Origin of the sequence: Xanthomonas sp. WHRI 8932A, assembly GCF_035012785.1 — a bacterium.
Lineage (GTDB): Bacteria > Pseudomonadota > Gammaproteobacteria > Xanthomonadales > Xanthomonadaceae > Xanthomonas.
Genome location: NZ_JAYGQQ010000004.1, coordinates 217,775 through 231,030, shown reverse-complemented (window position 1 = coordinate 231,030; position 13,256 = coordinate 217,775). Strand labels below are relative to the sequence as shown.

The window sequence follows — 13,256 nt, the reverse complement described above, 5'->3', positions numbered from 1 at the left end:
ACAGCGCCGTAGTGTGAATTTGAAGGAAGCCGAGCGGTGGAGATCGATCACTGCTGGAATTCGTTCAATGTTGGACGTCGATCAGTGTTGGACTATCAAGCGTCAGCCACTACGCGCGCTGCGACTCTCAGCGCGCAGTGAAAAAAACCCCTCTCCTGCGGGAGAGGGGTTGGGGTGAGGGTACGGGCGAAGCCTCAATGGGAACACTTGCTACATGGGTGAGCACAAGGCAGCAGCGATCAGTAGAGCCCCAAGCATCGGCAACCAGTTGCAGTCTGCGCATTGCAGGCTTGCTCGCATCCGCATCCGCATCCGCATCCGGCGCTGCGCGCCACCTTCTCCCGACGGGAGAAGGGAGCAGGTCCACCGGCAGTGTTTGGCCGACATCTAAACCCCCAACCAACCACGCTCCCGCGCCATCGTCTGCAGCAGGGCCGCAAGATCGTCCGCAAACCCATCCATGTCGAAAACGCCACTGCGCTGCCGTTGCTCAGCCAGCCGCGCACGCAGATCAGCCAGTGCATCCGCATCGCTCGCTAACGCCACCGCCTTGGCCACAAACGCCGCGTCGTCGGCCACGTTCATCTCTTCCAACCCCAGATGCTGATTGAGGCTGCCCGCCACCCGCGCGGCAAACGTCTCGCCGGGCGTGGTCAGCACCGGACAACCCGCCCACAACGCATCGGAGGCGGTGGTGTGCGCGTTATAAGGATGCGTATCCAGAAACAGATCCGCGTGCCGGTAACGCGCCAGATACTGCGGGTGGGGCAACTTCGGCATGAAGACCAGGCGCTGCGCATCCACGCCCTGCGCCTGTGCTGCCGCACGCAACCGCGCATCGGCCTGGCCCGGCCCCGACAACAGCCACAGCACGCTGCCGGGCACCGCATGCAGTACCGCCAGCATGCGCGCCATGCTGCGCGGATTGAGTTTGTAGCTATTGTTGAAACAGCAAAACACCGTGCCCTGCGCGGGTAACCCACAGGCGGTGCGTGACGGCGGTTCGCCAAGCGTGCGCGTGGTGTCCGACGGCTGAAACGCGCGGTTCAAGCGCAGCACCTGCTCGCTGTAAAACGGCGCCAACGATGATGGCAATGCAAACGCGTCGCCCAGTACGTAATCCATCCAGGGCGCACCGGAGGTGCCCGGGTATGCCAGCCAATTGATCTGCACCGGCGCCGGCCGCAGCGCGAACACTTCCGGGCGTCCGCCACCGCCCCAGCCGCGCAGATCGAACAACACGTCGATGCCCTGCGCACGGATGTGCTGCGCGGTGGCCAGATGCCCCAGCGCGGTGACATCGTGCAGGGTCGTGGCCTGCGTCAAGCGCGCGCGAATCGCGCTGCCGTCGTCCTGGCTGGTCGCAAACAGGTGCAGCTGCAGCTCCGGTTGGCGTCGCTGCAATGCCTCGAACAATGCCACCGTCAACACACCGGTGGGATGTGCGCCGAAGCCATTGGATACGAAGCCCACGCGCAACCCGCCGCGGCTGCGTAGCGCAACTGGTGGCAGTGGCTGCAGGCTTGAAGCGATCGCCTGCGCACGCGTGCGCGCACAGGCCAGTTGCTCGGCCGCAGTGGCGTCTTCGCTCAGGAACGCGAACGGCTCCACCGCCGCCGCGTCCTGTGCCACGGCGTTGCGGACCTGCGCGGCCAAGGCATCCAGACCGTGCCAATCGCATAAACGACGTCGCCAGTTGAGCAGCTGCGCGGCGATGTATGGCTCGTCGGGCAGCAGGTGATACGCGCGTGTATAGGCCGCTGCCGCTTGCTCCGGCTGATCGGCGTCTTCCAAGGCATGGCCCAGCCAAAGCGCAATGCCCGGATGCTGCGGCACCAGGTCCGATGCCTGCTGCAGCAGACGCGACGCCTCGGCGTGCCGCTGTTGCGCCCAACGCACGCGCCCAAGCCGCGCGATCGCTTCCGGGTGGCCGGGATGCAGGGCCAACGCGCGTTGCACGGCCAACTCTCCAGCAGCGATGCCGCCCATGCCGAGTTCGGCATCGGCGAGCATCAACCACGCAACGAAATCGCCGGGCTGCCGCTGCACCGCCTCGCGCAGCTGCAGCAGCTCGCGCGGGACGTTGGCACTCACGGGCTGTCGCTCAACCGCGCCAGTTCGTCGGCCTGATGCTCGTGCAGCAACCGTGCCACCAACGCATCCAGATCGCCTTCGATGATGTTGGGCAGGTCGTACAGGGTCAGCCCTTCCACGCGATGGTCAGTGATGCGGCCCTGCGGAAAGCTGTAGGTGCGGATGCGCTGGCTGCGGTCGCCGCTGCCCACCTGCAACTTGCGCGTGTGCGCTTCGGCGGCCGCGGCCTTGCTGCGTTCGGCTTCCACCAATTGCGCCTTCAGCCGCTTCATCGCCTTGTCGCGATTGGCGTGCTGGCTGCGCTCGGTCTGGCACTCCACCACCACGCCGCTAGGCACGTGGGTGATGCGGATGGCCGATTCGGTCTTGTTGACGTGCTGGCCGCCGGCGCCGGAAGAACGGAAGGTATCCACCTTCAAATCCGCCGGATTGATCACGATCTCTTCCACGTCGTCGGCTTCGGGAATGATCGCCACCGTCGCCGCGGATGTGTGGATACGGCCCTGCGACTCGGTCGCCGGCACGCGTTGCACGCGATGGGTGCCGGATTCGAACTTCAGCCGCGAATACGCGCCGCGCCCGACCACGCGTGCCACCACTTCTTTGTAGCCGCCGTGCTCGCCGGGGCTGTCGGATTCGATCTCGACCTTCCAGCCCTGGCGCTCGGCATAGCGTGCGTACATGCGGAACAGGTCGCCGGCAAAGATCGCCGCCTCATCGCCGCCGGTACCGGCGCGCACTTCCAGAAACAGGTTGCCGTCGTCGCGCGGGTCGCTTGGGACCAGCAGCAATGCCAGCTGCGCATCCAGTTCGTCCAGGCGCGCTTGTGCCGCAGCGATTTCCTCTTCGGCCAACTCGCGCATTTCCGGGTCGTTGCGCATGGCTTCGGCCGCGCTCAGGTCGGCCTTGGCGCGCGCCTCGTCTTCCAGCGCCACGGCCACCGGCTCCAGTTGCGACAGTTCGCGCGACAGGCTGCGGAACTTGTCGTTGTTGTTGACCACGTCCGGGTCGGACAACAGGTGCTGCAGTTCTTCGCGGCGCTCGGCCAGCGCTTCGAGCTTACGGCGCAGGGTCGGCGTCATCAGTCCTCACGATCGGGGTAGCTACAGGGGGATGTGGGTAACCGGGCTTTTCCGGGAACAGCCGGTCGGCCGCGCTGGTCAATTCCAGGTCGTTGTTGAGCGCGGCATCGCGCAGCGCGGCGGTCGGCGGGTGCAACAGGCGATTGGTCAGCGCATGCGCCAGTTGCTCCAGCACTTCGTCGGCCGGCTTGCCGTTGCTCAACTGTTGACGCGCCTTGGCCAGCAATTCGTCGCGGGTGCTGTCGCCGAACGCGCGCAGCCGCTTGAGCGGTGCCTGGCGCGCGTTGGCCTGCACGGTCTCGACATAGCGCGCCACCTGCAGGTCGATGATCGCCTCGGCCTGGTCTGCGGCTTCGCGGCGGCTGCGGCGGTTGTCTTCGACCGCGCGTTCCAGATCGTCCACGGTGTACAGGTAGGCATCGCTCAGCGTCGCAACCGAGGCTTCGATATCGCGCGGCACCGCCAGGTCGAACAACAGCATCGGCTTGCGTTTGCGCGCGCGCAGCGCCTGTTCCACCTGCACCCGCGTGATGACCGGCTCGCGCGCGGCGGTGGCCGAAAACACCACATCGGCTTCGGCCAGATGGCGTTCCAGATCCGTCAGCGGCAAGGCATAGCCGCCGTGCTGGCTGGCCAGTGTCTGCGCATGCGCAAGGGTGCGATTGGCGATCAACAGGCGCCGCACGCGGCCTTCGCTCAGGTGCTTGGCGGCCAGCTCGATGGTTTCGCCGGCGCCGACCAGCAACACGGTCGATTCGTTGAGCCGGGCAAAGGACTCCTGCGCCAGGCGCACGGCGGTGGAGGCCACAGACACCGGATTGGCGCCGACACGGGTATCGGTCCGCGCGCGCTTGGCTACCGAAAAGGTCTGCTGGAACAACCGATCCAACCCGCTGCCCAGTGCGCCATGCGCGCGCGCCACCGCCCAGGCATCTTTCACCTGGCCCAGGATCTGCGGCTCGCCCAGCACCATCGAATCCAGCCCGGTGGCGACCCGGAACAGGTGGCGCACCGCGTCGGCGTCCTGATGCTGGTACAGATAGCTACTCAGTCCCGGCGCATGCGCGTCCAGCCAGCCGGCCAGCGCCTGCACGTCGTCGGCCATCGCATACAGCTCGGTGCGGTTGCAGGTGGACAGCAGCGCGGCCTCACGCACCTGCGGCAAGGCTCGCAGCGATTCGAGCGCACGCGGCAGCGCGTCACCTGCGAACGCCGCGCGTTCGCGCAGGTCCACAGGTGCGGTCTGGTGATTCAGTCCGAGCACCCACAACGTCATTGTTCAGTTGCTTGCGATAAGCTGGCGGCCATTCAGGGCCCCATTTTACGGCCCGGTTGCCCCCGATGCCTGTACCGATTCGCATCCTGAGTGTTCTTTTGCTGGTAGCAGTGTCCGCCAACGCCACGGCAGCACCCAAAAAAGCACCGCCCGCTCCACCCGCCAGCAGTGCCGGCGCCACCTCGCTGGAACCTGTGCTCGCCGGCGAATTCGCCTTGCAGGCCGGGCAGCTGGACGAAGCTGCACGCGCCTATCTGGACGCCGCCAAGGCCGAAGCCGGCGACGCCGGTCTGGCCGAACGCGCCGCCCGCATTGCCATGCTGGCCAATGACGACCCGCGTGCCATCGAAGCCCTGGCGCTGTGGCGCGCCCGCGCGCCGGCCTCGATGTCGATGCGCAGCACCGAAGCCTCGTTGGCCCTGCGCCGCAACGATCTGCGCACCGCGCGCCGCGACTTGCTCGGCCTGCTCAAAGAACCCGACCCGCGCGGCTGGCGCTTTGCATTGATCGCGCTGGCCAATGGCGGCCGCGAGCCGGAAGCCTCGGCCGACGTGCTCGAAGACCTGGTCAAGGCCGGCGCCATCCCCAGTCAGATCGAGGTGTGGCAGGAGTTCGGCCGGCTCGCGCTGCGCATGGAGCGCCCAGCGCTGGCCAAGCGCATCGTCGACGAAGTGGTGCGCCGCTTCCCCGAGGAGCCGCGCGTGGCCTTGCTGCATGCCACCCAGCTGCAGCAGGAAGGCAAGAACGACGAAGCGCTGGCGCTGCTGAAGAACGTCGAACCGCAGGCAGTGAAGGATTCCGAACTGCGCGGCGCGCTTGCCTTCGCCTACGACGCCATGGGCCAGACCGAGGCGGCCGCGCGCGTGCTGTCCACCGGCCCGCAGGACACCCAGACCTACGGCCTGCGCGCGTCGATGCTCGCCAAAGAGAAGGACCGCACCGCGTTGGAAGCGCTGTATGGCGAGCTCAAGAGCAACGCCACCAAGCCCGACCCGGATCGCCGCCTGCTGCTGGGCAAGATCGCTGAATTCCTCAAGCGCTACGACGAAGCGGTGGAGTGGTACCGCGGCGTACCCGGCGGGCCGCAGATGAGCGAAGCGCGCTTGCGCGCCGCCAGCGCGCTATACGAACTGGGCCGCAAACCCGAAGCCTTGGCCGAAGTACGAGCATTGCAGGGCGATGCCAGCGCCGACGACGATGCCCGTCGCGATGCCTATGTGCTGGAAGCCGAGCTGCATCAGCGCGCCGACGACGCCCCGGGCGAGCTGGATGCCTTCGAACGCGGCTTGGCCGCCTATCCGGACGACAGCGCGCTGCTGTACGCCCGCGGCCTGGCCTGGGAGCGTCGCGACGACGTGGCGCGCGCCGAGGCCGACCTGCGCAAGATCCTGGTCGCCGAGCCGGAAAGCGTCGCGGCCTTGAACGCGTTGGGCTACACCCTGGCCGACCGCACCACCCGCTACAAGGAAGCGCTGGCGCTGATCGATCGCGCGCGCACCGCCGACCCGGACAACCCGGCCATCGTCGACAGCTATGGCTGGGTGCTGTATCGCATGGGCCGCACCAAGGAAGCGCTGGTGCAGCTGCGCCGCGCCTGGGCGCTGGTCAAGGACCCGGAAATCGCCGCGCACGTGGGCGAGGTGCTGTGGGTCAGCGGCAAGCAGGACGAGGCGCGGCGCTACTTCGACGAAGCCCGCCGGTTGGATCCTGACAACCGCGCGCTGCAACGCGCCGTGGAAAAGTTCGGGCTATGAGCGCTGCAGGACGCGCGCTGGCCCTGAGCGGGCTGGTGCTGGTCGGCCTGTCCGGCTGCGTCAGCGTGCCGCGCGGGCAGGGCGGCGGCGCGGCGGTGGTCGAGCGCGTCTCCGATGAAGCGCGTCACGCCGAAGCTGCGCGCCAGGCCTGGTTGCAGGCCCACCCACAGTGGTCGTTCCAGGGGCGGGTGGCGATCAGCAAGGACCGCAACGGCGGCAGCGGGCGTATCGACTGGCAGCAGAACGGCCCGCAGTACCGCGTGCAGCTCAGTGCTCCGGTGACCCGGCAGAGCTGGGTGCTCACCGGCGATACCACTACCGGCGCTGGTCGGCTCGAAGGGCTGGACGGCGGTCCGCGCAGCGGCCCAGATGCCGAACAGGTTTTGCTGGAAGCGACCGGCTGGACCATCCCGGTCAATCAGATGCCGGACTGGGTGCGCGCGCTGCGCATTGCCGATGCCGGCGCGCAGCGCGTCGATCTCGACGCTGCCGGGCGCCCACGCACCGTGCAACAGGATGGCTGGACCATCGAATTTCTCGCTTGGGCGCCGGCCAGCGACGGCCAGCCCGCGCTGCCGCAGCGCATCGAAGCCCATAACGGCAGCGCCAAGGTCCGCCTGTTGGTCGATCAGTGGACGGTATCGCCCTGATGGCAGCGCTGGATAGCTGGTCGGCGTGGCCTGCGCCGGCCAAGCTGAACCTGTTTCTGCAGATCGTCGGGCGCCGTGCCGACGGCTACCACCTGCTGCAGACCGTGTTCCGGCTGCTGGACTGGGGGGACACCATTCATCTTCGTTTGCGCAGCGACGGCCTGATCCGGCGCATCGGCGACAGTTTGCCCGGCGTTGCCGAAGACGATGACCTGGTGATCCGCGCCGCGCGCCTGCTGCAATCGTCTACCAGCACACGGGCGGGCGCGGAGATCCGCGTCGACAAGCGCATTCCCGCCGGTGGCGGATTTGGCGGCGGCTCGTCGGACGCGGCAACCGTGCTGGTCGCGCTCAATGCCTTATGGCGCCTGGGCTTGCCCGTCGATGCAGTGGCTGCGCTGGGCCTGCGGCTGGGCGCGGACGTGCCGGTGTTCGTCCGCGGACACAACGCCTGGGCCGAAGGCGTGGGCGAGCAACTCACCCCGATTGCGCTTCCCGACGCCGCCTATGTGCTGGTCGATCCGGGCGTTCACGTGCCGACGCCGGCGTTATTTCAATCACAGGAATTGACGCGGGATGCTGCGCCCGTGAAAATAGCGGACTTCGCTTCCGGTTCTCTGCTCGACAATGCGTTCGAGCCGGTCCTGCGGCGCCGCGAACCTGCCGTCGAGGCAGTGTTCCAGGCGTTGTCCCAGATCGGCACGCCACGTTTGACCGGGTCGGGGAGTGGGTGTTTCGTCGAATTCGCCACGCGCGCTGCTGCAGAGCAGGCCCTGGCGCAATTGCCGGGCAGCCTGCGGGCGTGGGTGGTGGAGGGTGCAGCGCACTCGCCATTGCTCGACGCACTGGACGCAACAAAGGTTTGATGCAGGGGCGTCGCCAAGAGGCCCAAGGCACCAGGTTTTGATCCTGGCATTCGTAGGTTCGAATCCTACCGCCCCTGCCAATGTACCGATGCAGGTCGCCCTGCAAGAGTTGTAGACGCAGATTCTTCTGCAAACGCCCGCACATCCACGTGCGGAGATCGAGGAACGGCCGGGCAACGGCTTGGCTCGTCTGCTCTTTCACCCACCCGCACGCTCTATCGCCGCCGCCTGAGAGATCCCATGCAAGACCAACGTAATCTGCTGGTGTTCTCCGGCAATGCCAACAAGCCGCTTGCCCAGAGCATCTGCAAGGAGCTGGGCGTTCGTATGGGCAAGGCGCTGGTCACGCGCTTTTCCGATGGCGAAGTGCAGGTCGAGATCGAAGAAAGCGTGCGCCGGCAGGAAGTGTTCGTCATCCAGCCGACCTGCGCGCCGAGCGCGGAAAACTTGATGGAGCTGCTGGTGCTGATTGACGCGCTCAAGCGCGCCAGCGCCGCCTCGGTGACTGCGGTGATTCCGTATTTCGGCTATTCGCGTCAGGACCGTCGCATGCGCTCCTCGCGCGTGCCGATCACCGCCAAGGTCGCCGCCAAGATGATCTGCGCGATGGAGGCCGACCGCGTGTTGACGGTCGACCTGCATGCCGACCAGATCCAGGGCTTCTTCGATGTCCCGGTCGACAACGTCTACGCCTCGCCGCTGCTGCTGGCCGACATCTGGCGCGCCTACGGCACCGACAACCTGATCGTGGTCTCGCCCGACGTGGGTGGTGTGGTGCGCGCGCGCGCCGTCGCCAAGCGTCTGGACGACGCCGATCTGGCCATCATCGACAAGCGCCGTCCGCGCGCCAATGTCGCCACCGTGATGAACATCATCGGCGACGTGCAGGGCAAGACCTGCGTGCTGGTCGACGACCTGGTCGATACCGCCGGCACCTTGTGCGCAGCCGCCGCAGCGCTCAAGCAGCGCGGCGCGCTCAAGGTGGTGGCCTATATCACCCACCCGGTGCTGTCCGGCCCGGCGGTGGACAACATCAATAATTCGCAGCTCGACGAGCTGGTGGTCACCGACACGATCCCGTTGAACGAAGCGGCGCGCACCTGCCCGAAGATTCGTCAGCTGAGCGTGGCCGAACTGCTGGCAGAGACCATCCGCCGCATCGCCTTCGGCGAATCGGTCAGCTCGCTCTACGTCGACTGATACCCATTCGGCGCCCGGATCTCCGGGTGCCGTACTACGTCTCTCCTGGTCGCGGGTGAGACGCTTCATCGCCGCGAGGCGGTATTCCAATCTAGGTAGTGAAACAACATGGCAAAGACTCACGAAATCAAGGTCGAGCGCCGCGCGAACGAGGGGAAGGGTGCGAGCCGCCGCCTACGTCACGCTGGCGTCATTCCGGCCATCGTCTACGGTGGCGAACTCGAGCCGGTCAGCATCCAGCTCAACCACGAGCAGATCTGGCTCGCCCAGCAGAACGAGTGGTTCTACTCGTCGATCCTGGACCTGAACCTCAATGGCGACGTGCAGCAGGTGCTGCTGCGTGACATGCAGCGCCATCCGTTCAAGCAGTTGATCATCCACATCGACTTCCAGCGCGTCAGCGCCAACGAGAAGCTCAGCGCCGCGGTGCCGTTGCACTTCGTCAACGAAGCAACTTCGCCGGCTGGTAAGTCGAGCGAAGTGGTCGTGACCCACGAGCTCAACGAAGTCCAGGTGGTCTGCCTGCCGAAGGATCTGCCGGAGTTCATCGAAGTCGACCTCGGTGCGCTGGAAGTGGGCAACGTGATTCACTTGTCCGAAATCAAGCTGCCGGCTGGTGTGGAAATCCCCGAGCTGAAGCTGGGCAAGGAACACGATGTCGCCGTGGTTGCTGCCAAGCACGTGCGTATCGAAGAAGAAGACGCTGCCGGTGAAGAAGGCAGCGAAGGCGCAGAAACCAAGTAATCCGTCGGCCGATTCCTCGCATGCGCGGGGAATCGGCTGCGGTGACTGGCATGTCTGCACTTCGGCTGATCGTCGGACTCGGGAATCCGGGTCCGGAACACGCGCAAACCCGGCATAACGCCGGGTTTCGTTTCGTCGATGCCCTCATCGAGCGCAGTGGCGCCCGCTGGGGTCTGGACAGCAAGTTGTTCGGCGAAACGGCCAAGGTCGATATCGCAGGACAGCCGGTCTGGCTGCTCAAGCCGGCCACTTTCATGAATCTCAGTGGCAAATCGATCACCGCCGCCCTGCGGTTCTGGAAGATCGAACCGGAGCAGATGCTCGTCGCACACGACGAACTGGATCTGGCGCCGGGCACGGCACGGCTCAAGTTCGACGGCGGACACGGTGGTCAGAACGGCCTGCGTGACACGATCCGCCTGCTCGGGCACGGCAAATTTCACCGCTTGCGCGTCGGCATCGGTCACCCTGGTCACAAGGACCGTGTGGTGCCGTGGGTGCTGGGGCGGGCAGGGCGCGACGACGATGCTGCGATCGGTAGTGCGGTGGATGCGGCCATCGATGTCCTGCCGCTGGCGATGGACGGCAATTTCAACGAAGCGATGAAGCGGCTGCATACCGCCAGGGACGCGTGATTGGGGAGTGGGGATTCGCAGCCGTAGGCGACGAATCTCCACTCCCGAATCCCGAATCCCGGATGTGACCCATGGGTATCAAATGCGGCATCGTCGGCCTGCCTAACGTCGGCAAGTCGACCCTGTTCAATGCGCTGACCAAGGCGGGCATCGCTGCGGCCAACTTTCCGTTCTGCACCATCGAGCCGAACGTCGGCATCGTGCCGGTGCCGGATCCGCGCCTCAACCAGCTGGCCGAGATCGTCAAGCCGCAAAAGTTGATTCCCACCGCGGTCGAGTTCGTCGATATCGCCGGCCTGGTTGCCGGTGCGGCGAGCGGCGAAGGGCTGGGTAACAAGTTCCTGGCGCACATTCGCGAAGTCGATGCGATCACCCATGTGGTGCGTTGCTTCGAGAACGACGACGTCATCCACGTCAACAACAAGGTCGACCCGATCGCCGATATCGAAACCATCGATACCGAGCTGGCGCTGGCCGACCTGGACAGCGTGGAAAAAGCGCTCAATCGCGCCGAGCGCAGTGCCAAGGGCGGCGACAAGGACGCAGCGGCACGCAAGCCGGTGCTGGCCAAGTTGCAGGCCGCGCTGGCCGAGGGTAAATCCGGCCGTGCAGCGGGTCTGGACGAGGAAGAGAAGGCGCTGGTGCGCGATCTGTTTCTGCTGACGCTCAAGCCGGTGCTGTACATCGCCAACGTGCTCGAAGACGGCTTCGATAACAATCCGCACCTGGACGCAGTGCGCGCGCATGCCGCCGCCGAAGGTGCAGAAGTGGTGCCGGTCTCGGCCGCCATCGAAGAAGAGCTGTCCCAGCTCGACGACGAGGACCGCGACACCTTCCTCGCCGATCTCGGCCTGAGCGAGCCCGGCCTGAATCGCGTCATTCGCGCGGCCTACAAGCTGCTCGGCCTGCAGACCTACTTCACTGCGGGCGTTAAGGAAGTCCGCGCGTGGACGGTCAGGGCCGGCTCCACTGCACCGCAGGCGGCGGCGGTCATCCATACCGATTTCGAGAAGGGCTTCATTCGCGCCGAGACGATCGGCTTCGATGATTTCATCAAGTATCGCGGCGAAGCTGGCGCGCGCGACGCGGGTCGTCTGCGCCTGGAAGGCAAGGAATACCGGGTCCAGGAAGGCGACGTGCTGCACTTCCGTTTTAACGTCTGATCCGGTGCGCGCGGCGCTGAGCGTCGCGCGTATTCAGTAGTGACGAAGAGTTCAAAATTTTTGTTGACACCGGGTGCGTCCCACAACAAAATAACGGGCTGCTTCACCCCGAACCGATTCGCCTCACGGCGCAACGGTCCGGTAGTAAAAGCTGGAGGGATACCCAAGCGGCCAACGGGGGCAGACTGTAAATCTGCTGGCTTACGCCTTCGGTGGTTCGAATCCACCTCCCTCCACCAGTTTCACGTTGTGGCATGCAGTTCCCGGCGCGGGAGTAGTTCAACGGTAGAACCTCAGCCTTCCAAGCTGATGGTGCGGGTTCGATTCCCGTCTCCCGCTCCATTGAACGCAAATGCATGGCATAATGCAAAACTCGCTCACGTAGCTCAGTCGGTAGAGCACCTCCTTGGTAAGGAGGAGGTCGAAGGTTCGATTCCTTTCGTGAGCACCATTACTCAATCGTCTTAAACTCCAAACGATTACCGAGACCTGCACCCATGGCAAAAGCTAAATTCGAGCGCAACAAGCTGCACGTCAATGTCGGCACCATTGGTCACGTTGACCATGGCAAGACCACGTTGACCGCTGCGCTGACCAAGATCGGTGCTGAGCGTTTCGGTGGTGAGTTCAAGGCGTACGACGCGATCGACGCAGCGCCGGAAGAGAAGGCGCGTGGTATCACGATCTCGACCGCCCACGTCGAATACGAATCCCCGAACCGTCACTACGCACACGTTGACTGCCCCGGCCACGCCGACTACGTCAAGAACATGATCACCGGTGCTGCGCAGATGGACGGCGCGATCCTGGTGTGTTCGGCCGCTGACGGCCCGATGCCGCAGACCCGTGAGCACATCCTGCTGTCGCGTCAGGTCGGCGTGCCGCACATCGTGGTGTTCCTGAACAAGGCTGACATGGTCGACGACGCCGAGCTGCTCGAGCTGGTCGAAATGGAAGTGCGCGAGCTGCTGAGCAAGTACGACTTCCCGGGCGACGACACCCCGATCATTCATGGTTCGGCGCGTCTGGCGCTGGACGGTGATCAGAGCGAAATCGGCGTGCCGGCGATCCTGAAGCTGGTCGATGCACTGGACAGCTTCATTCCGGATCCGACCCGCGATGTGGACCGCCCGTTCCTGATGCCGGTCGAAGACGTGTTCTCGATCTCCGGCCGCGGCACCGTGGTGACCGGTCGTATCGAGCGCGGCATCATCAAGGTTGGCGACGAAATCGAAATCGTCGGTATCCGCGATACGCAGAAGACCACCGTCACCGGCGTGGAAATGTTCCGCAAGCTGCTGGACCAGGGTCAGGCAGGCGACAACGCCGGTCTGCTGCTGCGCGGCACCAAGCGTGACGACGTCGAGCGTGGCCAGGTGCTGTGCAAGCCGGGTTCGATCAAGCCGCATACCGAGTTTGAAGCCGAAGTTTATGTGCTGTCCAAGGATGAGGGTGGTCGTCATACCCCGTTCTTCAAGGGCTACCGTCCGCAGTTCTACTTCCGTACCACCGACATCACTGGCGCGTGCCAGCTGCCGGAAGGCGTGGAGATGGTGATGCCGGGCGACAACGTGAAGATGGTCGTGACGCTGATCAACCCGGTCGCGATGGATGAAGGTCTGCGCTTCGCAATTCGCGAAGGCGGCCGGACCGTCGGCGCCGGCGTGGTTGCCAAGATCGTCAAGTAAGCAATGCCTGCAGTTCGGCGGCTCTGGCCGCCGACACTGCGCGAATGGCGGGCCGGCTGAACATCGGTCCGCCTTCGTTGTCTTAGGGTTTGCGGTAAACGAGT

Annotated in this window: 11 protein-coding genes and 4 tRNA genes; 12 read left to right on the top strand and 3 right to left on the bottom strand. The window is 65.2% G+C overall.

Translation table 11 applies throughout. From position 1 onward, the window contains the following. Positions 1–387 precede the first annotated feature (387 nt). From VC212_RS08205 to hemA, 3 genes are read right to left on the bottom strand one after another with little or no spacing between them, the layout of a single operon-like run. A complete protein-coding gene (locus VC212_RS08205) occupies positions 388–2,094 on the bottom strand; it encodes a tetratricopeptide repeat protein (protein ID WP_115553119.1) in 1,707 nt (568 codons plus the stop codon). After that, positions 2,091–3,176 (bottom strand): peptide chain release factor 1, encoded by a 1,086-nt coding sequence (prfA, locus tag VC212_RS08200; RefSeq protein WP_323515144.1) that lies wholly within the window; start codon positions 3,174–3,176, stop codon positions 2,091–2,093. Before prfA ends, VC212_RS08205 begins: the two co-directional genes overlap by 4 nt. Next, on the bottom strand, positions 3,154–4,452 hold the full coding sequence (gene hemA / locus VC212_RS08195) for a glutamyl-tRNA reductase (protein WP_055851334.1): 1,299 nt from the start codon (positions 4,450–4,452) through the stop codon (positions 3,154–3,156). Before hemA ends, prfA begins: the two co-directional genes overlap by 23 nt. A 65-nt stretch (positions 4,453–4,517) precedes the next feature. Here hemA and VC212_RS08190 point away from each other — a divergent pair, with 65 nt between their 5' ends. The 12 genes from VC212_RS08190 (at position 4,518) to tuf (ending at position 13,152) form a co-directional block, all read left to right on the top strand. Then, positions 4,518–6,206, top strand: a complete 1,689-nt coding sequence (locus VC212_RS08190; protein WP_323515143.1) for a tetratricopeptide repeat protein — start codon at positions 4,518–4,520, stop codon at positions 6,204–6,206. Continuing rightward, positions 6,203–6,856 (top strand): lipoprotein insertase outer membrane protein LolB, encoded by a 654-nt coding sequence (gene lolB / locus VC212_RS08185; protein WP_323515141.1) that lies wholly within the window; start codon positions 6,203–6,205, stop codon positions 6,854–6,856. The genes VC212_RS08190 and lolB overlap by 4 nt, the downstream gene beginning before the upstream one ends. Further along, positions 6,838–7,722 (top strand): 4-(cytidine 5'-diphospho)-2-C-methyl-D-erythritol kinase, encoded by an 885-nt coding sequence (ispE, locus tag VC212_RS08180; RefSeq protein ID WP_323515140.1) that lies wholly within the window; start codon positions 6,838–6,840, stop codon positions 7,720–7,722. Before lolB ends, ispE begins: the two co-directional genes overlap by 19 nt. A gap of 3 nt (positions 7,723–7,725) precedes the next feature. Beyond that, a tRNA-Gln gene (locus tag VC212_RS08175) sits at positions 7,726–7,802 on the top strand. A 160-nt stretch (positions 7,803–7,962) separates the two neighbouring features. Beyond that, complete coding sequence (locus tag VC212_RS08170; RefSeq protein WP_055851346.1) at positions 7,963–8,922, top strand: ribose-phosphate diphosphokinase; 960 nt, start codon at positions 7,963–7,965, stop codon at positions 8,920–8,922. A gap of 108 nt (positions 8,923–9,030) precedes the next feature. Continuing rightward, positions 9,031–9,666 carry a 50S ribosomal protein L25/general stress protein Ctc gene (locus VC212_RS08165; protein ID WP_023902813.1) on the top strand — a complete coding sequence of 212 codons (636 nt, stop codon included), beginning with the start codon at positions 9,031–9,033 and terminating at the stop codon, positions 9,664–9,666. A gap of 50 nt (positions 9,667–9,716) precedes the next feature. Continuing rightward, complete coding sequence (gene pth / locus VC212_RS08160) at positions 9,717–10,301, top strand: aminoacyl-tRNA hydrolase (RefSeq protein ID WP_115527197.1); 585 nt, start codon at positions 9,717–9,719, stop codon at positions 10,299–10,301. Between the two features lie 71 nt (positions 10,302–10,372). After that, positions 10,373–11,464, top strand: a complete 1,092-nt coding sequence (gene ychF / locus VC212_RS08155) for a redox-regulated ATPase YchF (protein ID WP_115512416.1) — start codon at positions 10,373–10,375, stop codon at positions 11,462–11,464. A 153-nt stretch (positions 11,465–11,617) separates the two neighbouring features. Next, positions 11,618–11,703 (top strand) — tRNA-Tyr (locus tag VC212_RS08150). A gap of 29 nt (positions 11,704–11,732) precedes the next feature. Next, positions 11,733–11,806, top strand: a tRNA-Gly gene (locus VC212_RS08145). A 33-nt stretch (positions 11,807–11,839) separates the two neighbouring features. Beyond that, positions 11,840–11,915, top strand: a tRNA-Thr gene (locus VC212_RS08140). 46 nt (positions 11,916–11,961) lie between these two features. Beyond that, on the top strand, positions 11,962–13,152 hold the full coding sequence (gene tuf, locus VC212_RS08135; protein ID WP_115527199.1) for an elongation factor Tu: 1,191 nt from the start codon (positions 11,962–11,964) through the stop codon (positions 13,150–13,152). Positions 13,153–13,256: the final 104 nt, after the last annotated feature.

Excerpts from the sequence above, each read along its gene's own strand:
- prfA (WP_323515144.1), bottom strand. The coding sequence starts at position 3,176 with ATGACGCCGACCCTGCGCCGTAAGCTCGAAGCGCTGGCCGAGCGCCGC.
- hemA (WP_055851334.1), bottom strand. The coding sequence starts at position 4,452 with ATGACGTTGTGGGTGCTCGGACTGAATCACCAGACCGCACCTGTGGAC.
- VC212_RS08190 (WP_323515143.1), top strand. The coding sequence starts at position 4,518 with ATGCCTGTACCGATTCGCATCCTGAGTGTTCTTTTGCTGGTAGCAGTG.
- lolB (WP_323515141.1), top strand. The coding sequence starts at position 6,203 with ATGAGCGCTGCAGGACGCGCGCTGGCCCTGAGCGGGCTGGTGCTGGTC.
- VC212_RS08170 (WP_055851346.1), top strand. The coding sequence starts at position 7,963 with ATGCAAGACCAACGTAATCTGCTGGTGTTCTCCGGCAATGCCAACAAG.
- VC212_RS08165 (WP_023902813.1), top strand. The coding sequence starts at position 9,031 with ATGGCAAAGACTCACGAAATCAAGGTCGAGCGCCGCGCGAACGAGGGG.
- pth (WP_115527197.1), top strand. The coding sequence starts at position 9,717 with ATGTCTGCACTTCGGCTGATCGTCGGACTCGGGAATCCGGGTCCGGAA.
- ychF (WP_115512416.1), top strand. The coding sequence starts at position 10,373 with ATGGGTATCAAATGCGGCATCGTCGGCCTGCCTAACGTCGGCAAGTCG.
- tuf (WP_115527199.1), top strand. The coding sequence starts at position 11,962 with ATGGCAAAAGCTAAATTCGAGCGCAACAAGCTGCACGTCAATGTCGGC.